This window comes from Roseovarius sp. EC-HK134, from assembly GCF_902498815.1.
In the GTDB taxonomy this organism is placed as follows: Bacteria; Pseudomonadota; Alphaproteobacteria; order Rhodobacterales; family Rhodobacteraceae; genus Roseovarius; species Roseovarius mucosus_A.
The window spans coordinates 223,739-250,139 of sequence record NZ_LR701544.1 but is presented as its reverse complement, the minus strand read 5'-3'; the positions used below and the strand labels follow the sequence as shown (position 1 = coordinate 250,139).

Genomic DNA, 26,401 nt, shown 5'->3' with positions numbered 1-26,401 from the left:
ACAGTGATACCTGTTTCGAGCCTAACGCAAAGACTGCCGCCCGGTCAGCCGTTTTTGTACGGCCTACCCTTTTTCCGCCAATTCATCGTAACAGGCGAGCGCCTTGGCGGCATACATCATCGCCGGGCCGCCGCCCATCTGGATTGACATGGCCAGCACATCGCCCACCTCTTCGCGGGTGGCCCCAGTGCGAATAAGCGCCTCCATATGCAGGGCGATGCAGGGTTCGCATTTGGTGGCGACCGCAATGCCGAGGGCCACGAATTCCTTGACCTTGAACTCAAGCGTGCCGCCTTCCTTGACGGCCTTGCCCAAGCCGCCAAAGGCGCGGGCGGTGTCGGGGATAAGCGCATTCAGCGCGCGCAATTCCTGTCGGGTGGTGTCGATCTTGTCTGGCCAACGCATTTGCGGGATCTCCATACCTGTCTCTGCCTCGGCAGAAACCATGCTGCGCCTCTCGTGGCCTTGATCCAGATCAGGCGGAACGCTCAGCAATCAGCAGCACATTGTTGGCAGGCATCGCACGGCTTTCGATCAGGATGAGCCCCGCGTCGCGCAGCCAATGCTGGACCTCTTCCAGATCCTTGTAGCCGATGGCGGGGTCCTGCGCGATGAGGCTGGCATGAAACCGGGCGTCACCCTCGGAGGTGGCCTCGCCTGACCGCAGGAACGGCCCGTAAAGGGCAAAGCGCCCGCCGGGGGCGAGGGCATCGGCCCCCTCTTGCACCAGCGTTTGCGCCTCGGGTGTCGAGATGAGGTGCAAAAGGTTGATCAGCACGATCAGGGCGCGGTTGCCGTGCTCTGCGCCCCAACCGGCTTGGGTGGCGTTCAGGGGCAGGGCGGCGCGCAGATTGGGCAACCCGGCCTCTGCCGCCCAGGCGTTGATACTGGCGCGCCGCGCGGGGTCAATCTCGGTTGGTTGCCAGTCAAGGCCAGGCATCGCGCGGGCAAAGCCCACGATATGCTGCCCCGTGCCGCTTGCAATCTCAAGCGCACGGCCTGTTGCGGGGGCAATCGAGGCAAGCGCCTCGGTGATGGCTGCTGCGTTGCGTTCGGCAGAAGGCGCGTGCAGTTTGGCCCCGTCGCCCGCATGTGCGATCGACGCCGTGGGCGGCAGGGGGCGTTGCTCCATCGGCTCAGGCCTCTTCGGTGCGGTCAGTGGCGGGGGGCGGGGCCGGGCTGAGCGCGGCCATCCGCGCATAGAGCGCCGCGTCCATATCGAATTCCAGAGCGGCCAGCGACGGCGCAATCTGCGCGGCAGAGCGCCCGGAAATGATTGGCACAGGCCGCGCCGGGTGCTGTGCTGCCCATGCCACCGCAAGGGTCGCGGGATCGGTGCCCAGCTCTTGCGCGATCTGGCTCAGGTGAACGGCGGCCTCTTGCATCCAGCCCTGACCATAGCGCACGGCGTAGCGTTCATTGCCCGTGAGCCGCCCGGTTTCGCCACGTGCATATTTGCCGGTGAGCAACCCACCGGCCAACGGCGAATACCCCGCCACCACCATCCCTTCAGAGGCGGCCATCGGCAGGATTTCAACCTCGGCCTGCCGCTTGATAAGGCTATACATCGGTTGCAGGATCGAAATCGTCAGATCAAACCGCGCCGCGATGCACGCGGCCTTCATCACCTGCCAAGCGGCGAAATTCGACAGGCCGACATGGTCGATCTGCCCGCGCGCGCGCAAATCGGCAAAGGTTTCCAAGGTTTCTTCGAGGGGCGTGTCGGGATCAAAGCGATGAAGATAGAGGATCTCGACCTTGTCCATACCAAGACGTTGGCGGGAAATGTCGAACTGCGCGAGGATATTTGCCCGCCCCGCCCCGCCGGAATATCCGGCCTTGGTGGCAATCGTCAGCCGGTCGCGGTGCGGTGCGGCGAATTGGCCCAAAAGCGTTTCCGCCGCCCCATCGGTGTAAAGATGCGCCGTGTCGAAATGCGTAATGCCCGCCGCAAGGCACGCATCGAACATCGCGCGCGAGGCGGCTTCATCAGCGGCATCGCCGAATTGCATGGTGCCAAAGGCAAAGCGGCTGGCCGGGGTTCCATCGGGGGAGGTGATCACTGTTCTCATGGTGCACAGAGTGCCACGCGCAAGCAGCAAAGAAAAGCTGTCACCTTGCATGTTGAGAGGCATGAGCTTAGGCGGATAGAAAGAGACCTGAACCTGCCGCAAGGAGTGCCCGCGCATGAAAATGCATGAAACCTTCATCAAGCCGATGCATCCGGAGGGGCGCAAGTTCGTGGCGATCTTTGCGCTGATCACCTTTGGGCTTTTCATGCTCTGGGATGTTTTGGGCTGGATCGGTGTGGGCCTCACGGTCTGGTGTTATTATTTCTTTCGTGACCCAGAGCGTGTGACCCCCGAACGCCCCGGTCTGATCATCAGCCCCGCCGACGGCATGGTGTCGCTGATCGAACCGGCGGTGCCGCCTGCCGAACTGGGCCTGCCCGCCACGCCGCTCACGCGCGTCAGCGTGTTCATGAGCGTGTTCAACTGCCATGTGAACCGTGCGCCAGTCGCCGGGCGGGTCAGCGCGGTTGCCTATCGCCCCGGCAAGTTCTTCAATGCGTCGCTCGACAAGGCCAGCGCGGATAACGAGCGCAATGGCGTGGTGATCGAAATGGCCGATGGGCGGCTCTTGCCGGTCGTGCAGATCGCGGGGCTGGTGGCGCGGCGGATCGTGTGTTTCGTAAAACCGGGGGATGCCCTTGGGCGTGGTGAGCGCTTTGGCCTTATCCGCTTTGGGTCTCGGCTTGATATTTATCTGCCCGAAGGTGTGGTCCCAAGCGTGCGCGTGGGACAAACCATGGTGGCAGGGGAAACCGTGATCGCGGAGTTGGGCCAGTGACACCAGAGCCAGAGCCGCCAGCGCGCCGCGAGGTCACGCTCGCACAGCTTTTGCCAAATATGCTGACCGTTGCCGCGATCTGTGCCGGGGTCACGGCGATCCGGCTGGGCGTGCAGGGGGATTATGTGCGCGCCGTGCAACTCCTGCTGATCGCCGGGGTGCTGGACGGGCTGGATGGGCGTTTGGCGCGGCTCTTGCGCAGTTCAAGCGCGATGGGCGCCGAGCTTGATTCGCTCGCGGATTTCGTGAATTTCGGCGTCGCGGCCCCGCTGGTGATCTACTATTGGGGCCTTCAGGACGCACGACAAGCAGGCTGGATTGCGGTTCTCTTCTTTGCCGTGTGCTGCGTCATGCGTCTGGCGCGGTTCAATGTCAGTGCGCGCGAAGAGGGCGGCAAGGGCGGATCGGGGGCCTATTTCCAAGGCCTGCCCTCGCCCGCAGGCGCGCTTTTGGCGATGCTGCCGATGTTCGTGACCTTTGCCCTGCCGGATATGTCCCCGCCGCCTGCGTTCCTCACCGGGCTTTATATGGCCGGTGTCGGCCTTCTGATGATTTCGCCGGTGCCGATCTGGTCGTTCAAGAAAACCCGCATCTCGCGCGAGAACGTCAAGTTCTTCCTCTTGGCCTTTGCCTGTGTCGCCGCGGCGCTGGTGATCTTTACTTGGGCGGCGTTGATCGTGATGTGTCTGGCCTATGTCGGCATGGTGATCTGGGCGGCGCTCTTCTGGTACCCCAACGAGGGTTAATCGAGATAGGCGTCGGCCCTCTGACCTGCGCGCTCGTGATGGATCGGCAAGGTGCGCCCGTAGAGCTGGCGACAGCGTTCAGGCGTGCCGACCATTCCCGGCTCTTCCACATAGGACAGGATCGCGACGTAACGCGGGGTCTTGCCGCGCAAGGGGGCGACCCGGTGGAGCGAATAGCGACCCCGGAAAATCTGAAGATCGCCCGGTTCCAGCACAAGCGTTCTGACCGTGTCAGAGGTGCCATCCAGCACCTTTTCCACCTCGGCAAAATTCTCGCCCCCGGCGCGGATATTGGGCGCATATTCAAACGCGCCCCCCTCTTCGGCATTCTGAATGGCGATGGTGACGGTGAAATTATTGGTGTCGAAATGCCATGGAAATCCATTGCCTTCGTCGGCGGCATTCACGATCACATCGGCCAGCGGATCGGCGTAGGGATAGAAATTCTCTTCCTCCAGACAGTCCTGAATAAAGACGCTCAGCGCTGGATATTCATAAAGCGCGCGCAGCGGGCTTGCGGGCGGAAAGTTATCCGCCGGAATAAAGCTGTTGGAGCGCTCGAAAAACCGCCGACGCGGATCGTGCGCGGGCAGGCTCGGGTCGTCCTTGGTGAAATAGGGATTGGTGCGATTAAAGGAGCGAAAGGCCCTGTGGGCGACGCTCTCAGCCTGCGCACGCAGGATCTCCACCCCCGCCGGGGTAAGGAACCCTTTGAGCACCGCACAGCCATCGCGGCCAAGATCGGCGCGGACGCGGTCTAGGATGATGTCGCGCGCGGGCCCCGTTTGGTGGACCGGGTAGCGGGCAAGATCAATCAAGGTGTCGGGGGGGCCCATGGGCAGTCTCCTGGCGGTGCGTTTGCCCAAGAGTATGGCCTGCGGCGCGCGCGTCTGTTCTGAAACCGACCGGCGGTGATGTCGTGCTCCAGGCCTGCGGTGTACAAACAAACAGCCGCCGGTTCCCCGGCGGCTGTCGTTTTTCAAACCCTGTCAATTCGGCTTAGTTGGGGATCTCTCCGGTCAGCCCTTCGACATAGAAATCCATGCCCAAGAGCGTGCCGTCATCGGCAACCTCGCCCTCGGCCAGCCAATCCGACCCGTCCTGCTTTTTCAGCGGCCCGGTGAACGGGTGATAGCTGCCGTCCGCCATGGCGGCCTTGAGGGCCAGCGCCTCTGCCTTAACATCCGCAGGCACCGCATCGGAAATCTCGCCAATGCCGACCATGCCCGGCCCGATGCCGTCCCATGTCTGCGTGCTCTCCCAGGTGCCATCAATCACCGCCTGCGTGCGGTCAATGTAATAGGGGGCCCAATTGTCAATGATCGACGACACGCGCGGGAAGGGGGCGTATTCGGCCATATCCGACGCCTGTCCAAAGGTCACGACATTGCCCGCCTTTTCGGCAGCGGCCTGCGGCGCGGTGGAATCGGTATGTTGCAGGATCACGTCCGCGCCCTGCTCGATCAGGGCAGTGGCGGCGTCTGCCTCTTTTGCGGGGTCAAACCAAGTGTAGGCCCAGATGATCTTGAACTCGACATCGGGGTTGACCTTTTTCGCGTGAATATAGGCCGAGTTGATGCCGCGAATGACCTCTGGGATCGGATAAGAGGCGATGTAGCCCACGATATTCGATTTGGTCATCTTGCCCGCGATATGGCCCTGCACCGCGCGCCCCTCGTAGAAACGGGCGGAATAGGTCGAGACATTGGGCAGGGTCTTGTAGCCGGTGGCGTGTTCGAATTTCACATTGGGGAACTTTTCGGCCACCGCCAGCGTCGGCTCCATAAAGCCAAACGAGGTGGTAAAGATCAGATCCGCCCCTTGCAGCGCCATTTGCGTGATGGCGCGTTCGGCATCGGCGCCCTCGGGCACGCTTTCTTGATAGACGGTTTCGACGGCATCGCCGAAATGCGCCTCAACCGCGAGCCTGCCTTTGTCATGCTCATAGGTCCAGCCGCCATCGCCGATGGGGCCAACGTAGATAAAGCCGATCTTGGTCTTGTCCTGCGCCACGGCGGCGCTTGCCAGACCAAGCGCCAAGGCGGCTGAGGTCAGTAGATGCGTGAGTTTCATTCGGGATCTCCCTGTTGTGATCTATGATGTGATCTTATTGCGAGGCGTGAAAAATGCGGCCCAAAGAGCCGGGCGCGCGGGATTTGTCAGACGACATGATGACCAGCACGAGGATGGTGATCAAGTAGGGCGACATGGAAAGATATTCGACCGGGATCGCAACGCCTGCCGCCTGAAGATTAAGCTGCAATACCGAAACCCCGCCAAAGAGCCACGCGCCAAGCAGAACGCGCCCCACTTTCCACGAGGCAAAAACCACTAGGGCAAGCGCGATCCAGCCCCCCCCAGAGGTCATGCCTTCGGTCCATTGCGGCACCCGCACAAGGCTGAGATAGGCCCCGCCCAACCCGGCGCAAGCCCCGCCAAACAGGATCGCCAGAACGCGGATGCGCACCACCTTGTAGCCAAGCGCATGCGCGGCCTCATGGTTTTCACCCACCGCCCGCAGGATCAGACCGGCGCGCGAATATTTCAGCAGCGCCCAGACCAAAGCCACAAGCGCTAGGGCGAAATAAACCATCAGATCATGGGAAAACAACACGCGCCCGACAAAAGGCAGATCCCTCAGCACAGGCAGATCAAGTCGCGTGGTCGGCGGCGGCTTGATCCCGACATAGCCCTGTCCGATCAGCGACGAGAGGCCAAGGCCAAAGAGCGTCAGCGCGAGGCCGCTTGCCACCTGATTGGCAAGGGCAAATTGGGTCAGCAGCGCGAAGAGAAGCGCCAGAACAGCGCCCCCGGCGGCGGCGGCCACAAACCCCACGACCGGCGAGCCGGAATTGACAGCCATGGCAAAGCCGCAGATTGCGCCGGTGATCATCATCCCCTCGACCCCGAGGTTGAGCACCCCCGCCCGCTCGACAACCAACTCGCCCAATGCCGCCAGCAGAATGGGCGTAGAGGCGACGATGAGCGAGGCCAAAAGCAGCGCCGGATCAATCGAGGACAAAAGCATCACGCCACCTCCCGTGTCACCAACCGGACGCGGTAATTGGTCAGCAGGTCCACGGCCAAAAGGAAAAACAACAGCATCCCCTGAAAGAGTTGGATCGCGGCCGCAGGCAGCCCCATGTTGGATTGTGCCAATTCGCCGCCAATATAGGTGAGCGCCATCAAAAGCCCCGCAAGCAGGATGCCGACCGGGTGCAACCGGCCCAAAAAGGCCACGATGATCGCCGTAAACCCATAACCCACGTTGAAATCAATGCTGACCTGCCCGGCGGGCCCCGCCACTTCAAAAAGCCCCGCCAATCCCGCCAAAGCGCCCGATGTGCCCAGACAGAATAGAACCAACCGCGCCGGGCGCACGCCGGCAAAACGGGCGGCGCGTGGCGCCTGACCCGCAAGCCGGATATGATAGCCAAGGATATGGCGGCTGAGCAGCACATAGGCGAAGATGACCGCGATCAGCGCCGCCACCACTCCCCAATGCATGCCCGTGCCGGTAATAAGCTCTGCATTATGCGCACTGTCATATTGGCGCAGGTTGCGAGAGCCGGGAAATCCGCGCCCCTCGGGGTTCTTCATCAACCCAAGGGCCATGGCCGCCAGCAATTGCTCTGCCACATAGACGAGCATGAGCGACACGAGGATTTCATTGGTGCCGAACCGCAGCTTGAGCACCGCCGGGATCATGCCCCAGGCCCAGCCCCCTAGCGCGCCAGCAAGGATCATCAGCGGAAAGATCAGCACGCTCTCCGCTGGATAAACCGCAAGCGCCACCCCGGCCCCTGCCAGTGCGCCGACGATATATTGCCCCTCGGCCCCTATGTTCCAGATACCGGCACGAAACCCAAGGCTAAGCCCGATGGCGATCAGCACCAGAGGCGCGCCCTTGATCAGCAATTGCGGCCGGTAGTAAAACGCGAACTCGCCAAAAAGCGGTTGCCAGAAAATCGTCGAGATGGCGGCAACCGGGTCTTCGCCAAGTGCTGCAAAAAGCGCCCCACCCGCCAGCATGGTGATCAGCACCGCCAGAACCGGCGTGGCCCAAGTCCAGAGCCGTGAGGGTTGAGGGCGCTTTTCCAGCTTCAGCATGGCGCGCGCCCATGTTTCTTTATGCGTTTCTTTATGGCTAAAATACTCAATAACGACAGGTCACACATGCGCCACCTCCATGCCATGTGCGCCGCCCATCATCAATCCGATCTCTTCGACACTCAGGCCCTGGGTCGGCCTGATGTCCGAAAGCCGTCCTTCGCTCAACGCGCCGAACCGGTCGGAAATCTCGATCAACTCGTCAAGGTCCTGACTGATGCAGATCACCGCCGCCCCCCCAGTGGCCAGATCAAGCAGGGCTTGGCGGATCGCGGCAGCGGCGGCGGCATCGACACCCCAGGTGGGCTGGTTGACCACCAGAACCTCGGGCCGTTGCAGCACTTCGCGGCCAATCACGAATTTTTGCAGATTGCCCCCCGACAGCGCCCGTGCGGCGGTGCCCGGGCCGGGCGTGCGCACGTCAAAGCCGGTGATGATCCGGCGGGCAAAGGCCTCGGCCGCCTCCCATCTCAGAAACCCGCGGTTGAGCAGGCTTTCCCGCGCTGCCCCGGTCAGGATGGCATTCTCTGTCAGGCTCATGTCGGGGGCGGCGGCATGGCCCAGCCGTTCCTCAGGCGCGGTAAGCAGGCCCATCGCACGGCGGGTGCCGGGGCCGTGCTGACCGATGGCCATGCCCTTCAGGCGCACAGCCTCTGCCGTCACCGGCATTTCGCCCGACAACGCGGCCAAAAGCTCATCCTGCCCATTGCCCGCAACCCCACCGATGCCCAGCACCTCTCCGGCCTGCACGGCAAAGGAAATCGCGTGAAGCGCGGTGCCGAACTGCCCCTGCGCCGCGACCGACAGGTCAGACACCTCCAGCACCACGCCCGCCTTGGCACGCCCGGCGCGTTCCGGCGCGGCAAAGGTTGTGCCCACCATCATTTCCGCCATCGCGCGGGCCGAAGTGTCGCGCGGTGTGCAGGTGCCCACGTTGCGGCCCTGCCGCAGGATCGTGGCATGATCGCAGAGGGCGCGGATTTCCTCGAGCTTGTGCGAGATGTAAAGGATCGCCACGCCTTCGCCCGTCAGCTTGCGCAGGGTCTGAAACAGGATATCCACCTCTTGCGGCGTGAGCACCGATGTCGGCTCGTCCATGATCAAAAGTCGGGGTTCCTGCAAGAGACAGCGGATGATCTCGACGCGCTGCCGCTCTCCTGCCGAAAGATCACCAACGGTCCGGTCGGGATCAAGCGGCAGGCCATAGGTTTCCGAGACGGCACGGATGCGCGCAGCCAGATCGCGCAGCGCGGGCGGGCGTTCCATCCCGAGGGCCACGTTCTCGGCCACGCTCATCGCATCAAAAAGCGAGAAATGCTGAAACACCATCGCCACCCCCGCCAGGCGCGCGGCATGGGGGTCTGGTGGGGCATAGGGGGTGCCACGCAGCGTCATGGCGCCGCTGTCGGGCTTGACCAGCCCATAGATCATCTTGACGAGGGTTGATTTCCCGGCGCCATTCTCGCCCAGCAGGGCATGCACCTCGCCCTCGCGGATGGCAAAGGATACGGCGTCATTGGCGACAACTCCCGGATAGGCCTTGGTCAGACCCGAGACGGTCAGCAAATCGCCTGTCACGCGGTTCTCCTTCGGTCTGCGGCCTTGATACCCGGCTCTTTCAGTAACGCAGCCGCCACGCCAAGCGCAATGGCTTGCGGGTGTTTGCCAAGGTTTGGATCGCCAATGGGGCAGGAAATGCGCGAAATCTGCGCGTCCGTATGCCCAAGTGCTGTCAATCTCTGCCGAAACCGCGCCCATTTGGTCGCGGAGCCGATGACACCCGCGCACCCAAAGGACCGTTGCAACAGGCGGTGGCACAGCTCCAGATCCAGCGCATGATCGTGGGTTACAATGATATGTGCAGCGGTATCAGGCGCTTGGCCGAGGGCGCGCAGGGGGTCAACGCCGGCGGTGATCCCTTGGGGCAGCCCGCGCAGCATCTCGGCCCGCGCATCGGCCAGCGTCACCGCCAGATCGGGCAATGGGGCAAGCAGGGCGGCCAAGGCGCGGCCCACATGGCCCGCCCCGTGGATCACCACCGCAAGGCGCGGGCAAAGTGGCTCGATCAACCAGCCGTTTGCCCATGTAACACCTGCACCGGCGCTGGGCCGGGCGGCAGGCGGGGGGGTGATGTGCCCTTCAATCTGCCGTGCCCAACGGCCCGATCGCTCAAGCGCCTCAACCGCTGCGTCAAGTTTGTGCTGGTCGAACCGCTCGATCACCAATACCACCGACCCGCCACAGCATTGGCCAAGGGCCGGACCAAGCGCTTGGCGCAGCACGCGGGCGTTGCTGCCCTCTGCCAAAAGCCGTCGTGCCGCACCTGCTGCCTCATGCTCCAGCCGCCCACCGCCGATGCTGCCCGATTGCCCCCCGGGCCAGACCTGCATCGCGGCCCCGGCGGCGCGTGGCGCAGAACCACGGGTGGCGGCGATCACCACCCGTGCGATCTGTCCCTCCCGCGCGACGGCTGCGCGCAGATCGTCGAGGTCACGCATCGCGGCGCGCTTTCTGACGCGCGATAGCGCTCAGCAGCCGCTCGGGTGTGGCCGGGGCGTCAAGCGCCGGATAGCCCGAACCGAACGCCGCCACCGCAGCGCTGAGCGCCATCAGCGCCGAAATCCCCAGCATAAAGGGCGGCTCGCCGACAGCCTTGGAGCGATAGATCGTTGGGCGCGGATTCTGCGCCTCCCACAGCGCCACGTTGAACACCGCTGGCCGGTCTGAACAGGCGGGGATCTTATAGGTCGAGGGCGCGTGGGTGCTGAGCCGTCCGGCCTTGTCCCACACCAGTTCCTCGAGCGTCAGCCAGCCCGCCCCCTGCACATAGCCGCCCTCGATCTGGCCGATGTCGAGCGCGGGATTAAGCGAGGCCCCGCAATCATGCACGATATCGGCGCGCAGGATGCGGTTCTCGCCGGTCAGGCCGTCGACGATCACCTCGGTCACGGCCGCCCCATAGGCAAAGTAATAAAATGGCCGCCCCTCCCCCTTGACCCGGTCCCACGCAAGGTCGGGCGTCTTGTAAAATCCGGTGGCGGATAGGCTCACGCGCTGCTCATAGCAGAACCGGGCGGCCTCTGCGAAGCTCAGGTGGGCCGTTCCCACCCGCAGGCGACCGCCGTCAAATTGCACCTCCTCGGGCGGCACGGTGTGATGCGCCGCCAGACAGGCAGCCATCCGGTCGCGGATCGTATCGCAGGCCGCCTGAACCGCCATGCCGTTGAGATCGCTGCCGGAACTTGCCGCTGTGGCCGAGGTATTGGGCACTTTGGCGGTATCGGTCGCGGTGATCTTGATGGCCTCTAGCGGCAGGCCAAAGCACGCGGCGGCCACTTGTGCCACCTTCTGAAACAGGCCCTGTCCCATTTCCGTGCCCCCGTGATTGAGATGCACAGACCCATCCTGATAGACATGCACCAAAGCGCCCGCCTGATTGAGATGGCTGAGCGTAAAGGAAATCCCGAACTTGACCGGCGTCAGCGCCAGGCCCTTTTTCAGCACGGGATTGCGGGCGTTCCACGCCGCCACCGCTGCCCGCCGCGCGGCATAGTCCGAGGTTTGCATCAGCCGCTCGGTCATCTCGTGCAGGATGAAATCCTCGACCTTCTGCCCATAGGGCGTGACCTGCGGTTTCATCTGGCCCGAAATACCTTCGGGGGGGCGCGCAGCGCGGGGGGCAGACAGCCCCCCTCCAACGGCTGCGGCATAGTAATTGCGCTGCCGCACCACGACAGAATCAAGGCCCAAATGATGCGCCACATGATCCATCACCCGCTCGATGCCCAGCATGCCCTGCGGCCCGCCAAAGCCGCGGAACGCGGTGGCAGAGGCGGTGTTGGTGCGCAGCCGATGGCTCTCGATCCGCACGGCGGGCAGGAAATAGGCGTTATCGGCATGCAGCATGGCGCGGTCGGCCACCGGCAGCGACAGATCCTGCGACCAGCCGCAGCGGGCGTAGTGCACGAAATCCACCCCTGTCAGCCGCCCGGTGGCGTCGAACCCGGCCTGATAGGTGATGCGGAAATCATGGCGCTTGCCGGTGATCACCATGTCATCGTCGCGGTCATAGCGCATCTTGCAGGGCGTCCCCGTGTGCCGCGCTGCGACGGCGCAGGCGATGGCGGGGGCGTTGGCTTGGCTCTCCTTACCGCCAAAGCCGCCGCCCATGCGCCGCGTCTCGACCCGGACGGCATGCATGGGTCGGCCCAGGGCCTCGGCCACCTTGTGCTGCACTTCGCTCGGATGCTGGGTCGAGGCGTGGATCACCATGTCGCCCCCCTCTTGCGGCAGCGCAAGGGCCGCCTGGCCTTCAAGATAGAAATGCTCTTGCCCGCCCATCTCGATCACGCCACCCACCCGGTGGGCCGCCTTGGCGATAGCCGCTGTGGTATCGCCCCTTTGCCAGATACGCGGGCCGTCTTCGAAGCGGCTATTGGCGACCAATGCGGCGTCGATGGTCAGAAGGGGCGTCGTTTCTTCGTAACATACCTGTCCCCGGCGCGCGGCGCGGCGTGCGGCCAGATGGCTGGTGGCGATAACCAGAAAGAGCGGCTGGCCGTGATAATGCACATCGCCCGTGCACAAGAGCGGCTCGTCATGGGCCGAGGGCGAGCAATCGGCCCCCTGCGGCAAGTCAGCGGCCGTCAGCACGGCGACGACCCCGGCGCATTGGCGCACCGGCGCAAGGTCCATTTCGGTCACGCGCCCCGCCGCGATGGTGCTGAGGCCAAAGGCCAGATGCAGCGTGCCGCGTGGGCTGGGGATATCATCGACATAGCGCGCGGTGCCCGTCACATGCAGGCGTGCGGCGTCATGGGGCAGAGGGCGCGCCACGCTCATGGCTGCACCTCAAGAACCGATGTGGCGATGCCCTGATCCTCTAGAAAATAGCGCATCAAAAGGTTGCGCGCGACGCAGAGGCGATAGTCGGCAGAGGCGCGCATGTCTGACAGCGGCGCAAAATCCTGCGCCCACGCTGCATCGCTGCCGGTAATCGTCGCCTCGGTCCAAGGCTGGCCAATCAGTGCCGCTTCGACATGGGCGGCACGCTTGGGAATGCCCGCCATGCCGCCAAAGGCGATCCGCGCGTCGGTGATCCGGCCCGCCTCAATGGTCAGGTTGAAACAGCCCAGCACCGCCGAAATATCCTGATCACAGCGCTTCGAGACTTTGTAACAGCGCAGGCGGTCGGGCTGGCGGGGCAGGGTGATGGCCTCGATCATCTCGCCCGGCGCGCGGTCCTGCTGGCCGTAGCCCAGAAAGAACGCCTCGAGCGGCATCTGGCGGCGCGTGTCACCGTGGCGCAGATGCAGGGTGGCCCCAAGGGCGATGAGCGCGGGCGCGTTGTCGCCGATGGGCGAGCCATTGGCGATATTACCCCCAAGCGTCGCCGCCGCACGCACCTGTTCCGAGCCATAGCGCCGCAGCATCGCGGCATAGGAGGGGTGATAGGGGGCAATCGTCTGCATCAGCCGGGCAATGGTCAAGCCCGCGCCAAGGCGTATATCCCTGTCTGTCACCTCTGCTGTGCTCAGGTCCGTGCAGCCCCCCAGAAAGATTGGCAGGTTGATGTCGCGCAGCTGTTTGGTGATCCACAGGCCCACATCGGTTGCGCCCGCGATCAGCGTCGCCTCAGGATGAGCGGCATAGAGGCGCGCCGCCTCATCGGCGCTCTGGGGTTGCAGCAACGCAGGGGGGCTGTCTGCCCCCCGCCCTTCGGGCCCCCCCGAAGGTATTTCGGGCCAGATGATATTGCGATCTTGCGTCATCCACGCGGGAATGGCGGCAGGTTCGGCGGCGCGGGCGGCGGTCAGGATGGGGGCATAGCCGGTGCATCGGCAGAGATTGCCCGCCAGAACCCGGTCGTGATCCCGCTCGCCATTAAGATGCGCGCAGGCCATCGAGGCGATAAAGCCCGGCGTGCAAAACCCGCATTGCGAGCCGTGATGCGCAATCATCGCCGCTTGAACCGGGTGCAATTGGCCCTCGGGGCCGCTGATCCCCTCGACCGTGCGCAGGGCCTTGCCCTGAAGCTGTGGCATCAGGAGAATACAGGCGTTGAGGGGCCGCGCGCCGGTCTCGTCACTGACGATCACGGTACAGGCCCCACAATCGCCCTCGTTGCAGCCTTCCTTGGTGCCGGTCAGGCCGCGCGCCTCACGCAGCCAGTCAAGCAGAGTTGTGGTCGGGGTCACATCCCCAAGCGCCACGCTCTCTCCATTCAGAAGAAACGTGAGGGTCATGAGCCGCTGCCCGCCGCGTTACCATGCCTGCCCTCGCGTGCCTGACCTTCGATGCGGCGTAGAAGGTGGCGGGCTTTGCCTATCGTGACCCGATGAAAGCCGGGGGCAGGCGGTTTGGCAAGTCTTTTGTTCAGCCGCAACCGGGGCTAGGGTGCGGATATGAGCGCTGATCCCCGATTCATTCACCTGCGGGTGCATACCGAATATTCCCTGCTGGAAGGGGCGATGCGGCTCAAGAAGCTGCCCGGCCTCTGCGTGGCCGCAGGCATGCCCGCCGTCGCCGTGACCGACACCAACAACATGTTTGCCGCGCTAGAGTTTTCCGTGAGCGCGCAGGGCGCGGGCGTGCAGCCGATCATGGGCTGTCAGGTCGATCTGGCCTATCTCAGCCTGGCACCCGGAGAGCGCGCGAAGCCGCCCGCGCCCCTCGTCCTCTTGGCGCAGAGTGAGTGCGGGTATGAGAACCTGATGAAGCTCAACTCGTGCCTTTATCTGCGCGGCGATGGCAGCCTGCCGCATGTGACGCTGACCGAGTTGGCGCATCATGCCGAGGGGGTGATCTGCCTGACGGGTGGGCCGGATGGGCCGGTGGGTCGGCTCTTGCAGGGGGGGCAGCGCCCGGCGGCGGAGGCGTTGATGCAGCGTCTGGCGCAGGCGTTTGGCGACCGGCTCTATGTCGAATTGCAGCGTCATCCCGGTGACGGGGGCGCGCCTGAGGCCGAGCGCCTGACCGAGCGTGGGCTGATCGAGATGGCCTATGCCATAGGCCTGCCGCTGGTGGCGACCAACGATGTCTACTTTCCCAAATCCGACATGTATGAGGCGCATGATGCCATGCTCTGCGTGGCCGAGGGGGCCTATGTCGATCAAAGCGCGCCGCGCCGCCGCCTGACCCCGCAGCACTATTTCAAAAGCCAAGAAGAGATGGCCGCGCTTTTTGCCGATTTGCCCGAGGCACTGGAAAACACGGTCGAAATCGCGCGCCGCTGCGCCTTTGGGGCCTATAAGCGCAATCCGATCTTGCCGAAATTCGCGGATGACGAGGTTGAGGAACTGCGCCGTCAGGCGCGGGCGGGGCTTGCTGCGCGCCTGGCGGTTATCCCCCATGCCGCGCCGGTGGAAGACTATGAAAAGCGCCTCGAATTCGAGCTGGGCATCATTGAGGGTATGGGCTTTCCCGGCTATTTTCTGATCGTGGCCGATTTCATCAAATGGGCCAAGGATCACGATATTCCGGTGGGGCCGGGGCGTGGCTCGGGGGCGGGCAGTCTGGTGGCCTATGCGCTGACCATCACCGACCTTGATCCGCTGCGCTACAGCCTGCTTTTTGAACGGTTCCTGAACCCAGAGCGGGTCAGCATGCCCGACTTTGACATCGATTTTTGCATGGATCGCCGCGAGGAGGTGATCCAATACGTGCAAGAGAAATATGGCCGTGACCGGGTGGGCCAGATCATCACCTTTGGCGCGCTCTTGTCCAAGGCGGCTGTGCGCGACATCGGGCGCGTGTTGCAAATGCCCTATGGGCAGGTGGACCGCCTGTCCAAGATGATCCCGGTCGAAGGCGTCAAGCCGGTGAGCATCGAAAAGGCGCTGGCCGATGAGCCGCGCCTGCGCGAAGAGGCCAAGAATGAAGAGGTCGTGGATCGGCTTTTGACCTATGCGCAACAGGTTGAGGGGCTGTTGCGCAATGCCTCGACCCATGCCGCCGGGGTGGTGATCGGCGACCGGCCGCTTGATGCGCTCGTGCCTGTCTACCAAGACCCGCGATCCGATATGCCCGCAACCCAGTTCAACATGAAATGGGTGGAACAGGCGGGGCTGGTCAAGTTTGACTTTCTCGGCCTCAAGACGCTGACGGTCATTCAGAACGCGGTCGACATGATCCGCAAGGCGGGCCGCCCGCTGAATGTGGCGGCGGATGGCACCGTGCTCTATGATCCCCCCGAGGGGTTTGAGTATGACATCGGGGCGATCCCGCTCGATGACGAGAAATCCTATAGGCTCTATGCCAGTGCCAAGACAGTTGCCGTGTTCCAGGTGGAATCGAGCGGCATGATGGATGCGCTCAAGCGCATGAAACCCACCTGCATCGAGGATATCGTGGCGCTTGTGGCGCTCTACCGTCCCGGCCCGATGGAGAATATCCCGACCTATTGCGAGGTGAAGAACGGCCTGCGTGAGCTCGAGTCGATTCACCCCTCGATTGACCATATCCTAGAGGAAACCCAAGGCATCATCGTCTATCAGGAACAGGTGATGCAAATCGCGCAGGTGATGGCGGGCTATTCCTTGGGCGGTGCTGACCTGTTGCGCCGCGCCATGGGCAAGAAAATCGCCGAAGAAATGGCCAAGGAGCGCCCGAAATTCGAGAAAGGCGCCATGGAAAATGGTGTCGACAAGAAAAAGGCCAGCGAGGTCTTTGACCTGCTCGAGAAATTCGCCAACTACGGCTTTAACAAATCCCACGCGGCGGCCTATGCGGTGGTCAGCTATCAAACCGCCTGGCTCAAGGCCAATCACCCGGTCGAATTCATGGCTGGGGTGATGAATTGCGATATTCACCTCACGGATAAGCTGGCGGTGTATTTCCAAGAGGTTAAAAAGGGGCTGAGCCTGCCTTGGGCCGCGCCTTGCGTCAATCGCTCTGAGGCGACGTTCGATGTGCAGGGCGGCGTGCTGCACTATGCGCTGGGCGCGCTCAAGAACGTGGGCGTCGAGGCGATGAAGCTGATCACCGTGGGGCGGGGCAACCGGCCCTTTGCCACGCTCTACGATGTGGCGCAGCGGGTCGATCTCAAGCGGGTTGGCAAGCGCCCGCTGGAAATGCTGGCCCGCGCCGGGGCGTTTGACGCGCTGGACCGCAACCGCCGCCGCGTGTTCGAGAGCATCGAGGCGCTGATGAGCTATTCAGCGGCGATCCATGAGCAGAAGAATTCGAGCCAGGTCTCGCTCTTTGGCGAGGCGGGCGATGATTTGCCTGAACCGCGATTGGCCCCGGTTGATGATTGGCTGCCCGCCGAGCGGCTGACCGAGGAGTTCAAGGCCGTGGGGTTCTATCTCTCGGGGCATCCGCTCGACGATTACATGACCGTGTTGCGGCGTCAGGATGTGAAAACGCTGGACGAGGTGACAGCACAGGCCGAACGCGGCCCGGCACTGGTCAAGATGGCCGGGGTCGTGGCCAGGCGGCAAGAGCGGAAATCGGCACGTGGCAACCGCTTTGCCTTTGCGCAGCTCAGCGATACGACCGGCGGTTACGAGGTGACGATATTCTCGGACACGCTCGAGAAATGCCGCGAATTTCTGGAAACTGGCGCGCAGGTGGTGATCACCGCCGAGGCGACGCTTGAGGCGGATCAGTTGAAACTGCTCTGCCGCGCCGTTCAGCCGATTGACGGGATGGTGGCCGGGGCGGGCGCGGTGGGCCTGCGGATTTTCGTGGATCAGCCGGGGGCAATCGGATCGGTTGCTGCGGTGTTGCAGGGGGCCAGCCAAGCGGCGCGCGGTGCGCGCCCCGGCCCGATCCATTTCTGCCTGATGGGCGCGGGCCTGCCCGGCGAGGTCGAGATTGACAGCGGCGCGGAATATCCCGTGACGCCACAGATCAAGGGCGCGATCAAGAGCCTGACCGGCGTGGTGATGGTGGAAGAGATCTGACGACGTCTTCGCAGTCGTCCCGGGCCTGACCCGGGACCTCTTGCCCCACGAGACCCCGGATCACGTCCGGGGTGACACAGGCCTTCACAGGCCCGTGTCAGTAATGCGGCGGGCGCTCGTCGCCAAGGATCACGCCACCATCGCTCTCGCCGTGCCGGGCCGCTTCGCGCGCGAGCAGCATCTCGACTCGGGTGCGCAGGCGGTCAAGCTCGCGGTCTTGGCGTGCGATAACATCCGACAGGTCATCGACCGTGCGGATCAGGTGGGCCAGTTTTTCTTCGATCTCGGTCATGGCATGGGATTACGCGCGGATGCGCCTGCGGTCAATCGCGCAGCCGCCTTGCCCCGGCGCGGCCCTTGGGCTAGACCGCGCCACGACAGATGCCGCAAGAGTTGCCGCAAGGACGCATGCCATGGCCAAGCCCAAAAAAGAGCCCCGCCCCAAGGCCGAAACGCCCAAAGGGTTCCGCGATTATTTCGGCGCCGAGGTGACGACGCGCGCCGCGATGCTGAACGCGATTGCCGGGGTCTATCATCGCTATGGCTTTGACGCGCTGGAATCGAGCGCGGTCGAGACGGTCGAGGCGCTGGGCAAGTTCCTGCCCGATGTCGACCGGCCCAATGAGGGGGTCTTTGCCTGGCAGGATGAAGACGAGAAATGGCTGGCGCTGCGCTATGACCTGACCGCGCCCTTGGCCCGCGTTTATGCCCAACACCGCAACGATTTACCCACGCCCTATCGGCGCTATGCGATGGGGCCTGTCTGGCGTAATGAAAAGCCGGGGCCGGGGCGGTTTCGCCAGTTCTATCAATGCGATGCGGATACGGTGGGCACGGCGTCAATGGCAGCGGATGCCGAGATTTGCGCCATGCTGGCCGATGCGCTGGAAGAGGTGGGCATCCCGCGAGGCGATTATGTGGTGCGGGTGAATAACCGCAAGGTTTTGAATGGTATTTTAGAAGGTTTAATGGTCGATAACGAGAAAACGCGCGCTTTGCCACGCAGCTTCCCTGAGACGCTTGATACTAAACTGAGCGACTGGGAGTTTGTCGATCCTGAAGCAGTGCTTCGCACAATCGACAAATTCGACAAAGTGGGCGTGAGCGGCGTGCGGGAGTTGCTGACAAGTGGTCGTAAGGACGCTTCGGGTGCATTTATTGACGGCTTAGGACTCTCGCAAACCCAGTCGGAAATCATTCTTCGATTTCTAACCGCGAAGAACAATATACAAAGTGAAGATATTATTCGTTCAAATCTAACAGAAAGCGGCTTCAAGACTGATCCGAGTTCGATAAACGGCGCAACGCTTAGCGCTTTGATCGAGCTCGTTGAAGAATCGGAGATTGGTTTGGCAGGACTACGTGAGTTAGACGAAATCGCCACCCTTCTCGCCGCCCAAGGTTATGGCCCTGACCGGATCGTCATTGACCCTTCTGTCGTCCGTGGCCTTGGCTATTACACCGGCCCGGTGTTCGAGGCGGAATTGACCTTTGAAATCCTTGATGAAAAAGGCCGCCCGCGCCAATTTGGCAGCGTGGCAGGTGGCGGGCGCTATGATGATCTTGTCGCGCGCTTCACCGGGCAGCAGGTGCCCGCTGTCGGGGTCAGCATCGGCGTGGATCGCCTGCTTGCCGCGCTGCATGCCAAGGGCAAGATCGGCAGCGCAGAGCGTGGCCCGGTGGTTGTCACCGTGATGGACCGCGACCGGATGGCCGACTATCAGGCGATGGTCGGCGAGTTGCGCCAAGCGGGCATTCGCGCCGAAGTCTACCTTGGCAACCCCAAGAACTTTGGCAATCAGATGAAATACGCCGACCGGCGCGGCAGCCCTATCGCGGTGATCTGTGGCGGCGACGAGTTTGCCAAGGGCGTGGTGCAGATCAAGGACCTGATCCTTGGGGCGCAGATCGCCGAAAATGCGACGGTTGAAGAATGGAAAGAACGGCCCAGCCAATATGAGGTGCCGCGCGCCGCACTTGTGGACAAAGTCCGAGACATCCTCGCGGAGCAACGCTGATGCCGGAACGTGCCGCGATCCGGGCCGAGGCTGCGCGCCTGCGGGCGCTCTTTGAGGCGGCAGGCGCGCTGCCGGTGGAAACCTCTGTCTTGCAACCCGCCGAAGTGCTCTTGGATCTGTACGGCGAGGATATCCGCGCACGCGCCTATGTGACGTCGGATGCCCTGCGCGGCGAACAGATGCTGCGCCCCGATTTCACCGTGCCGGTGGTGCAGATGCATATGGAACATGGCGCGGAACCTGCCCGCTATACCTATTCCGGCGAGGTGTTTCGCCGTCAGGAAGAGGATGCGCAGCGCGCCAACGAATACACCCAAGTGGGGTTTGAAATCTTTGAACGCGCCGCACCAGAGGCGGCGGATGCAGAGGTTTTCGCGATGTTCTTTGACATCCTGCGCCCGCTTGGCCTGCGTGCGGCGACGGGGGATATCGGCATCCTGATGGCGGCCGTTGAGGGGCTGCGCACGACCGAGCGCCGCAAGGCCGCACTGCGGCGGCATATCTGGCGGCCCCGGCGGTTTCGCGCGTTGATTGACCGGTTTTCGGGGCGCGCCGTGGTCCCCGAGGCGCGGGCCGCCCTTTTGGCAATGGCAGACCCGATGGCGGGGGCCGAGCCCCTGATCGGGCTGCGTGGCCCGGATGAAATCGCAGGCCGGATCACCGCGCTGCGTGAAGACGCAGAGGCGGGGCCGATTTCCACCTCTGAGGTGCAGTTGCTGGATGCCATCCTCGCGGTGCGCGAAACCAGCGATAACGCGCTGGAACGGTTGCGCGATATCGCCGTGGACATGCCCGCCATTCATGGCGCGGTGGACCGTCTGGCACGACGGCTTTCGGCGATGTCCGAACGCGGGCTCGACATCACCAAACTGGATTTCGAGGCCAGCTATGGGCGCACGCAGATGGAATATTACGATGGCTTCGTCTTTGGCTTTTACGCCGAGAGCCGTCCCGACCTGCCGCCCATTGCCACCGGCGGGCGCTATGATGCGCTAACCCGACAGTTGGGGCGGGGGCGGGAAATTCCGGCGGTGGGCGGCGTCATCCGGCCCGGTCTGGTGCTTGGCCTTGGGGGTGCGACATGACCCTGAAACTGGGGGTGCCGTCCAAAGGGCGGCTGATGGAGAAAACCTTTGACTGGTTCGCCAAGCACGGGATCACGCTGGGGCGCTCGGGGTCCGAGCGGGAGTATGCGGGCTATGTGCAGGGCATCGACAACGTCGAACTGATCCTGCTCTCCGCCGGGGAAATCCCGCGTGAATTGGCAGCCGGACGCATCCATCTGGGTGTGACAGGCACCGACCTGATCCGCGAAAAGCTGGGGCAGTGGCAAAATCAGGTGGCAGAGCTGGCGGAACTGGGCTTTGGGCAGGCCGATCTGGTGCTGGCGGTGCCACGTTGCTGGGTGGATGTCAGCCATCTTGACGATCTTGATGCCACTGCTGCGGCATTCCGGCTCAAGCATGGGTTCCGCATGCGCATCGCCACCAAATATCACCGATTGGTGCGGGATTTCCTGCGCGAGAATGGCGTTGCGGATTATCAACTGATGGACAGTCAGGGTGCCACCGAAGGCACGGTCAAGAACGAAACCGCCGAGGCGATTGCCGATATCACCTCGACCGGCGATACGCTGCGGGCCAATCATCTCAAGGTGTTGGAGGATGGCCTAATCCTGAAATCTCAGGCAACGCTTTTCAAATCGCGGGTGGCCCCGATGGAGCCTGCCGATAGGCTTACGCTCAAGGCGCTGAAGCAAAGGCTTGATCTGGAATAAAAAAATGGGGCGGTCCGTTAGGACCACCCCACTGCTTGCGCCTTATCAGAAGCGGAATGCAGCCCGCGCCTGTACCGTGGTGGCATCGACATCAACACCAGCGGTGCCGAAATTTTCGAACTTGTGATAGAGCACTTCACCGCCCAGAGACAGGTTCTGGCTGATCATATGCTCATAGCCCGCGCCAAAGAAATAGCCGTTGTCATCACCAAGCGTGTCGGTGTCGGCCCAGGCATACCCGCCGGTGCCGTAAAGCAGGCCGTTGCCGACCTTGTAACCGAGACGCGATTTGATCCGAAACACGTCTTCCAGCGAAGCAGCGGCCCCAAGGTCAATATCAGCAAAGTCGTAATCGAGACCCAGACCAACAACCCAGTTGTTACCATAGTCATAATCATACCCGGCGATCAGACCGCCGATCAGGCCGTCTCCGTCCACGCCAGCAGCGCCGGTGTCAACATCGCCATAGCCAAGCTGGCCACCCGCGTAAAAGCCAGTCCAATTCGGGCCAACAGGTGCCGGCGGTGCAACCGGGGCTGCGATCACCGGCTCCGGCGTTGGCTCTTGCACATTGCCAGCAAAGGCAGGGGCGGCCATCAGGGCGGTTGCGGTCATCAGCGCTGTGGTTGTTTTCAGCATCTTGTTTCCTTTCAGTCAGTTTATGTCGCTCAGGTCGGGGAGGAGGATCGCCCCTTCGACACACGGTTCGCACCGTTGCTGGATATATCGGGCGACCGTCCCATCAAGACAAGCACCTGACCCAGCCATTTCGATCACACACCCGTGAGTGGCAGGGAAATGCCCAGAATATACTTTTTTCGGCGGATTTTCGCAAGTCGCCGTGTGAAATGCGCAACCCTATGGCGAAAACTGCCTCAGGAGAGTTGAAGCGCAGGGCGCATGGTTTTTCGCGCGCAGTGGCGTTGGACAGCGGCATTTGTGTTGGGTTTGCGCTCAGCGTCACCCACACTGATCCGCACGTTCACATGCGGGCGGCGCGCCAGTGGTTCGCGTGTTTTTACCCCGTCAGCGCCATGGCGCATCCGTTCACAGAACGCCAATATCCGCCAGAGCGGCCGAGAGGGCAGGCGGCAGCGTATCATCCTTGGCGCGCGCTGATCCAAGGTCGGGCGGCGCATCAGAACCGGGCAAATACCGCCAGCCCTGAAAGGGGCGCTTTTGCGCTGTCGCCGTGCGGATCAACCCCGGTTCAAGCACGATGGCACAGCGGCGGATGCCGTCACCACCAGTCACCTCATCCAGCCGCAGGATCGGTTGGCGGCATTGCACCAGCCCCTGAATGACCCAATAGATCGAGCCACCGTCCAACAATTCGCCTTCGCGCTTGGGCCACATGCGGGTGACGTGGCGCGGCAGGCCGTCCGGCCCTTTGGCGCGGGGGTCTTTATGCCACTCCTCCAGATCCTCGACAGAGGTGGTGCCGACGCTCAGTTTGATCAGGTGCAAGGCCACGATAAAGAATCTCCCATCCGGGCAGATAGGGTAGTGGAAATACCGGCAGCTTCAAGCTATTGTGGTTCTCTGCCCGTGGATGGAGACCGCCGTGACCCGATTTGCCGCCCCGATTTCCGAACAGATATGGAACATGAAATACCGGTTCCGGAATGGGGACGCTGGCGATGCAAGTGTCGAGGACAGCTGGCGGCGGATCGCGCGCGCTTTGGCAGTGGCCGAGGCAGAGCCGGCGCTCTGGGAAGAGCGGTTCTATCACGCGCTTGAGGATTTCAAATTCCTGCCCGCAGGTCGGATCACCGCCGGGGCTGGAACCGCACGCAAGGTGACGCTCTTTAACTGTTTCGTCATGGGCACCGTGCCTGACGATATGGGCGGCATCTTTGACGGGCTGCGCGAGGCGGCTTTGACCATGCAGCAGGGCGGCGGCATCGGCTATGATTTCAGCACGATCCGGCCCAAAGGGGCCGAGGTCAAGGGCGTGTCGGCGGATGCAAGCGGCCCACTCAGCTTTATGGATGTGTGGGACGCGATGTGCCGCACGATCATGTCGGCAGGCAGCAGGCGCGGTGCGATGATGGCCACAATGCGCTGTGACCATCCAGATATCGAGGCCTTCATCGCCGCGAAATCCGATCCGGCGCGGCTGCGGATGTTCAACCTGTCGGTCTTGATCACCGATGCTTTCATGGAGGCGGTCAAGGCTGACGGCCCGTGGGACCTGCAGTTTGGCGGCAAGGTCTATCATACCGTGCAAGCGCGGGATCTGTGGAACCGGATCATGCAGGCCACCTATGATTATGCCGAACCGGGCGTGATCTTTATCGACCGCATCAACGCGGCCAACAATCTGGCCTATTGCGAAACGATTGCGGCGACCAACCCATGCGGCGAACAGCCCCTGCCGCCCTATGGTGCCTGCCTCTTGGGCTCGATCAATCTGGCGCGGTTGGTGGCAGAGCCGTTTGCAGCGGCCGCGCGGGTGGATGAGGCCGCACTTGACGATCTGGTGCGCGTGGCTGTGCGCATGATGGACAATGTCGTGGATGTCAGCGGTTTTCCCTTACCTGCGCAGGCCGCCGAGGCGCAGGCCAAGCGGCGGATCGGGCTGGGCGTGACGGGCCTTGCCGATGCGCTCTTGATGGTCGGGCTGCGCTATGGCTCGGACGCCGCCGTGCAACAGACCGAGGCGTGGTTGCATGCCATCGCGCGGGCGGCCTATCTTGCAAGCGTTGACTTGGCCCGCGAAAAGGGCGCGTTCCCGCTCTTTGACCGCGACGCCTATCTGGCCTCTGGCACGATGCAGACGATGGATGCCGATGTGCGCGCCGCCGTGGCCGAACATGGCATTCGCAACGCGCTTCTGACCAGCATCGCGCCGACCGGCACCATCAGCCTTTATGCGGGCAATGTCAGCAGCGGAATCGAGCCTGTCTTTGCCTATAGCTACACCCGCAAGGTGCTGCAAAAGGATGGCAGCCGCACCGAGGAAGAGGTGATAGATTACGCCGTGCAGATGTGGCGTGACCGGATGGGCGATGCGCCTCTGCCCGAGCATTTCGTCAACGCCCAGACCCTGCCGCCCGAGGATCACGTCAAGATGCAGGCGGCGGCGCAGAAATGGGTGGATAGCAGCATCTCGAAAACCATCAACTGCCCCGAGGACATCTCGTTTGAGGCGTTCAAGAATGTCTATCTTCAGGCTTGGGATCTGGGGTGCAAAGGCTGCACCACCTATCGGCCCAATGCGGTAACAGGCAGCGTCCTGAGCGTGTCCGAGACCACGGACAAGGCCCCGGGTGAAACGCGGGGCGATGTCCCTGCAACCGGCGGCGAGGTGGTCTATATGTCCGAACCGCTCGACCGCCCCAAAGAGCTGGAGGGTGCCACCTACAAGCTGAAATGGCCCGACAGCAACCATGCGATCTATGTCACCGTCAATGACATTGTTCTGGGCGGGCATCGGCGGCCCTTCGAGGTGTTCATCAACTCCAAGAACATGGAGCATTATGCCTGGACGGTGGCCCTGACCCGCATGATCTCGGCGGTGTTCCGGCGTGGGGGCGATGTGTCCTTTGTGGTGGAAGAGCTCAAAGCGGTGTTCGACCCGCGCGGCGGCGCTTGGATGCAGGGCAAATACGTGCCCAGCATTCTGGCCGCCATCGGCGGCGTGCTCGAACAGCACATGGTCCAGATCGGGTTTCTGGCGGGCGAAGGTATGGGCCTCAAAGAGGATCCGCATGCGCAGGTCGCAGGTCAGGACAGCCCCCGCAAATCCCCCGCCTGCCCCGCCTGTGGCCAATACGACATGCGCATGATCGAGGGTTGCATGACCTGTGCAAGCTGCGGACACAGCAAATGTGCCTAAGGCGGCACGGTGACATCGTTTCGGTTTTTAGTTGAAACGCCGAAACGGTTTCACTGCATGATCTGGCGCAATTTCTAGCCCCTAAGGTCCATCAGCCTTCTCTCACGCGTCGCCTCTCAGGATCGGCGCGAGTGCGGCCCGATCGAAATTCGCGCCACACAGCAAGACCACGCTTGGTCCTGTTCCGCGTCGGCCCGTGTCTTTTGTCCAAGCCGCCAAGGCCAGTGCCGCCGAACCCTCGACCAGCATCTTCTCGGTCCATGCGATCTGCTCGATGCCTGCGGCGATTTCCGCTTCGGTGCAGTCGATCATGTCATCGACCACTTCAGCGGCAAGCGGTAGGGTGATCGTATCCGCGTCGAAACCACCGGCGACACCATCGGCAAGCGTTGGCTTGTGGTCCACTTCGACAGGATGACCGGCACGCAGGCTCGTGGCAAAGGCCGAGGAATTCACGGCGCTGACCCCCACGATGCGCGTTCGCGGCGCGTAGGCTTTCAGCACGCAGCCAATGCCGGAAATAAGACCACCCCCGCCCATGGCGATATAAACGGTGTCAAGCTCTGGCAATTGGTCAATCAACTCTAGCCCGATGGTGCCCTGTCCGGCGATGACATCGGCGTCGTTATAGGGCGACACATAGGTGATCCCCTCTGCGACGGCCATCTCCCTCGCGTGTCGTTCAGCAAGGCCGGAATCGTTTGAATGCAGGATCGTGCGCACGCCAAGCGCCTGAATACGCGACAGTTTTTCCTGTGCCACGGTTTCTGGCAGCACAACCGTCAGCGCATGGCCTGTCATCTGCGCCGCCGTGGCAACGGCCAGCCCATGATTGCCCGACGAGGCCGTGATCACCGGCGTGTCCGTGGGTAGTGTGGTCAGTTTGGCCATGGCCCCGCGAAATTTGAACGACCCGGTTCTTTGCAGATTTTCGCATTTATAGGCCAAACGCGACTGATCGTTCGACCCACCTCGAGAGAAAATACAAGGCGTCTCGTGGATTGCCGCGCGAATCCTTTGTCGGATTTCGACGGATCGCGCCGCCTGTTGGTAGACATTGACCGAAAGACGCATTCAGGGCTTTCCTTTGACATTACTGGCCGGGGCAGGGCCGATGCGGCTGCGCATTTACGCCGACGGCATGCAACGCGCAG

General features: G+C 62.8%; 22 protein-coding genes. 7 read left to right on the top strand and 15 right to left on the bottom strand.

Annotation, left to right across the window (positions count from 1 at the left end; all coding sequences use genetic code 11):
- Positions 1 to 63: 63 nt before the first annotated feature.
- The 3 genes from GC127_RS05200 to GC127_RS05190 form a co-directional block, all read right to left on the bottom strand.
- Positions 64 to 405, bottom strand: coding sequence for a carboxymuconolactone decarboxylase family protein (locus tag GC127_RS05200; protein WP_037296980.1), 342 nt, complete (start codon positions 403 to 405; stop codon positions 64 to 66).
- A 70-nt stretch (positions 406 to 475) separates the two neighbouring features.
- Positions 476 to 1,132, bottom strand: a complete 657-nt coding sequence (locus GC127_RS05195; protein WP_151977095.1) for a DUF938 domain-containing protein — start codon at positions 1,130 to 1,132, stop codon at positions 476 to 478.
- A 4-nt stretch (positions 1,133 to 1,136) separates the two neighbouring features.
- Positions 1,137 to 2,072 carry an aldo/keto reductase gene (locus GC127_RS05190; protein WP_037296976.1) on the bottom strand — a complete coding sequence of 312 codons (936 nt, stop codon included), beginning with the start codon at positions 2,070 to 2,072 and terminating at the stop codon, positions 1,137 to 1,139.
- A 115-nt stretch (positions 2,073 to 2,187) separates the two neighbouring features.
- Here GC127_RS05190 and GC127_RS05185 point away from each other — a divergent pair, with 115 nt between their 5' ends.
- Together GC127_RS05185 and GC127_RS05180 are read left to right on the top strand one after the other, a co-directional pair.
- Positions 2,188 to 2,850, top strand: coding sequence for a phosphatidylserine decarboxylase (locus GC127_RS05185; RefSeq protein ID WP_008279464.1), 663 nt, complete (start codon positions 2,188 to 2,190; stop codon positions 2,848 to 2,850).
- Positions 2,847 to 3,596: a phosphatidylcholine/phosphatidylserine synthase gene (locus GC127_RS05180; RefSeq protein WP_037296766.1), complete on the top strand. Its 750-nt coding sequence runs from the start codon at positions 2,847 to 2,849 to the stop codon at positions 3,594 to 3,596. The genes GC127_RS05185 and GC127_RS05180 overlap by 4 nt, the downstream gene beginning before the upstream one ends.
- Here the strand turns inward: GC127_RS05180 and GC127_RS05175 are convergent.
- From GC127_RS05175 to xdhA, 8 genes are all read right to left on the bottom strand, one after another.
- Positions 3,593 to 4,432 (bottom strand): hypothetical protein, encoded by an 840-nt coding sequence (locus GC127_RS05175; protein ID WP_151977093.1) that lies wholly within the window; start codon positions 4,430 to 4,432, stop codon positions 3,593 to 3,595. The two genes, GC127_RS05180 and GC127_RS05175, sit on opposite strands and share 4 nt — an antisense overlap.
- Positions 4,433 to 4,595: 163 nt before the next feature.
- Positions 4,596 to 5,669 carry a BMP family ABC transporter substrate-binding protein gene (locus GC127_RS05170; RefSeq protein WP_081507507.1) on the bottom strand — a complete coding sequence of 358 codons (1,074 nt, stop codon included), beginning with the start codon at positions 5,667 to 5,669 and terminating at the stop codon, positions 4,596 to 4,598.
- Between the two features lie 34 nt (positions 5,670 to 5,703).
- Positions 5,704 to 6,624, bottom strand: coding sequence for an ABC transporter permease (locus GC127_RS05165; RefSeq protein WP_151979656.1), 921 nt, complete (start codon positions 6,622 to 6,624; stop codon positions 5,704 to 5,706).
- Positions 6,624 to 7,706 carry an ABC transporter permease gene (locus GC127_RS05160; protein ID WP_151977091.1) on the bottom strand — a complete coding sequence of 361 codons (1,083 nt, stop codon included), beginning with the start codon at positions 7,704 to 7,706 and terminating at the stop codon, positions 6,624 to 6,626. The genes GC127_RS05165 and GC127_RS05160 overlap by 1 nt, the downstream gene beginning before the upstream one ends.
- Positions 7,707 to 7,766: 60 nt before the next feature.
- Positions 7,767 to 9,284: an ABC transporter ATP-binding protein gene (locus GC127_RS05155; RefSeq protein WP_151977090.1), complete on the bottom strand. Its 1,518-nt coding sequence runs from the start codon at positions 9,282 to 9,284 to the stop codon at positions 7,767 to 7,769.
- Positions 9,281 to 10,204, bottom strand: a complete 924-nt coding sequence (gene xdhC / locus GC127_RS05150; RefSeq protein ID WP_151977088.1) for a xanthine dehydrogenase accessory protein XdhC — start codon at positions 10,202 to 10,204, stop codon at positions 9,281 to 9,283. The genes GC127_RS05155 and xdhC overlap by 4 nt, the downstream gene beginning before the upstream one ends.
- Positions 10,197 to 12,548, bottom strand: coding sequence for a xanthine dehydrogenase molybdopterin binding subunit (xdhB, locus tag GC127_RS05145; RefSeq protein ID WP_151977086.1), 2,352 nt, complete (start codon positions 12,546 to 12,548; stop codon positions 10,197 to 10,199). The genes xdhC and xdhB overlap by 8 nt, the downstream gene beginning before the upstream one ends.
- A complete protein-coding gene (xdhA, locus tag GC127_RS05140) occupies positions 12,545 to 13,951 on the bottom strand; it encodes a xanthine dehydrogenase small subunit (RefSeq protein WP_151977084.1) in 1,407 nt (468 codons plus the stop codon). Before xdhA ends, xdhB begins: the two co-directional genes overlap by 4 nt.
- Before the next feature lie 159 nt (positions 13,952 to 14,110).
- Here xdhA and dnaE point away from each other — a divergent pair, with 159 nt between their 5' ends.
- Positions 14,111 to 17,611 (top strand): DNA polymerase III subunit alpha, encoded by a 3,501-nt coding sequence (gene dnaE, locus GC127_RS05135; RefSeq protein WP_151992556.1) that lies wholly within the window; start codon positions 14,111 to 14,113, stop codon positions 17,609 to 17,611.
- 97 nt (positions 17,612 to 17,708) lie between these two features.
- Here dnaE and GC127_RS05130 read toward each other — a convergent pair whose 3' ends face one another.
- A complete protein-coding gene (locus GC127_RS05130) occupies positions 17,709 to 17,903 on the bottom strand; it encodes a SlyX family protein (RefSeq protein ID WP_008279452.1) in 195 nt (64 codons plus the stop codon).
- Between the two features lie 121 nt (positions 17,904 to 18,024).
- Here GC127_RS05130 and hisS point away from each other — a divergent pair, with 121 nt between their 5' ends.
- From hisS to hisG, 3 genes are read left to right on the top strand one after another with little or no spacing between them, the layout of a single operon-like run.
- Complete coding sequence (gene hisS / locus GC127_RS05125) at positions 18,025 to 19,629, top strand: histidine--tRNA ligase (protein WP_151977082.1); 1,605 nt, start codon at positions 18,025 to 18,027, stop codon at positions 19,627 to 19,629.
- Entirely contained in the window at positions 19,629 to 20,714 is a 1,086-nt protein-coding gene (locus GC127_RS05120; protein ID WP_008279450.1) for an ATP phosphoribosyltransferase regulatory subunit, read from the top strand. Before hisS ends, GC127_RS05120 begins: the two co-directional genes overlap by 1 nt.
- Positions 20,711 to 21,406, top strand: a complete 696-nt coding sequence (gene hisG, locus GC127_RS05115) for an ATP phosphoribosyltransferase (protein ID WP_151977080.1) — start codon at positions 20,711 to 20,713, stop codon at positions 21,404 to 21,406. The genes GC127_RS05120 and hisG overlap by 4 nt, the downstream gene beginning before the upstream one ends.
- Before the next feature lie 45 nt (positions 21,407 to 21,451).
- Here the strand turns inward: hisG and GC127_RS05110 are convergent, their stop codons facing one another.
- Positions 21,452 to 22,045 carry an outer membrane protein gene (locus GC127_RS05110; protein ID WP_008279448.1) on the bottom strand — a complete coding sequence of 198 codons (594 nt, stop codon included), beginning with the start codon at positions 22,043 to 22,045 and terminating at the stop codon, positions 21,452 to 21,454.
- A 408-nt stretch (positions 22,046 to 22,453) separates the two neighbouring features.
- Positions 22,454 to 22,879 (bottom strand): DUF1489 family protein, encoded by a 426-nt coding sequence (locus tag GC127_RS05105; protein ID WP_151977078.1) that lies wholly within the window; start codon positions 22,877 to 22,879, stop codon positions 22,454 to 22,456.
- A gap of 91 nt (positions 22,880 to 22,970) precedes the next feature.
- Between GC127_RS05105 and GC127_RS05100 the strand changes: the two genes are divergently transcribed.
- Positions 22,971 to 25,247 (top strand): adenosylcobalamin-dependent ribonucleoside-diphosphate reductase, encoded by a 2,277-nt coding sequence (locus tag GC127_RS05100; RefSeq protein WP_151977076.1) that lies wholly within the window; start codon positions 22,971 to 22,973, stop codon positions 25,245 to 25,247.
- 102 nt (positions 25,248 to 25,349) lie between these two features.
- Here the strand turns inward: GC127_RS05100 and GC127_RS05095 are convergent, their stop codons facing one another.
- Positions 25,350 to 26,321 (bottom strand): pyridoxal-phosphate dependent enzyme, encoded by a 972-nt coding sequence (locus GC127_RS05095; protein WP_254700019.1) that lies wholly within the window; start codon positions 26,319 to 26,321, stop codon positions 25,350 to 25,352.
- Between the last annotated feature and the right edge of the window lie 80 nt (positions 26,322 to 26,401).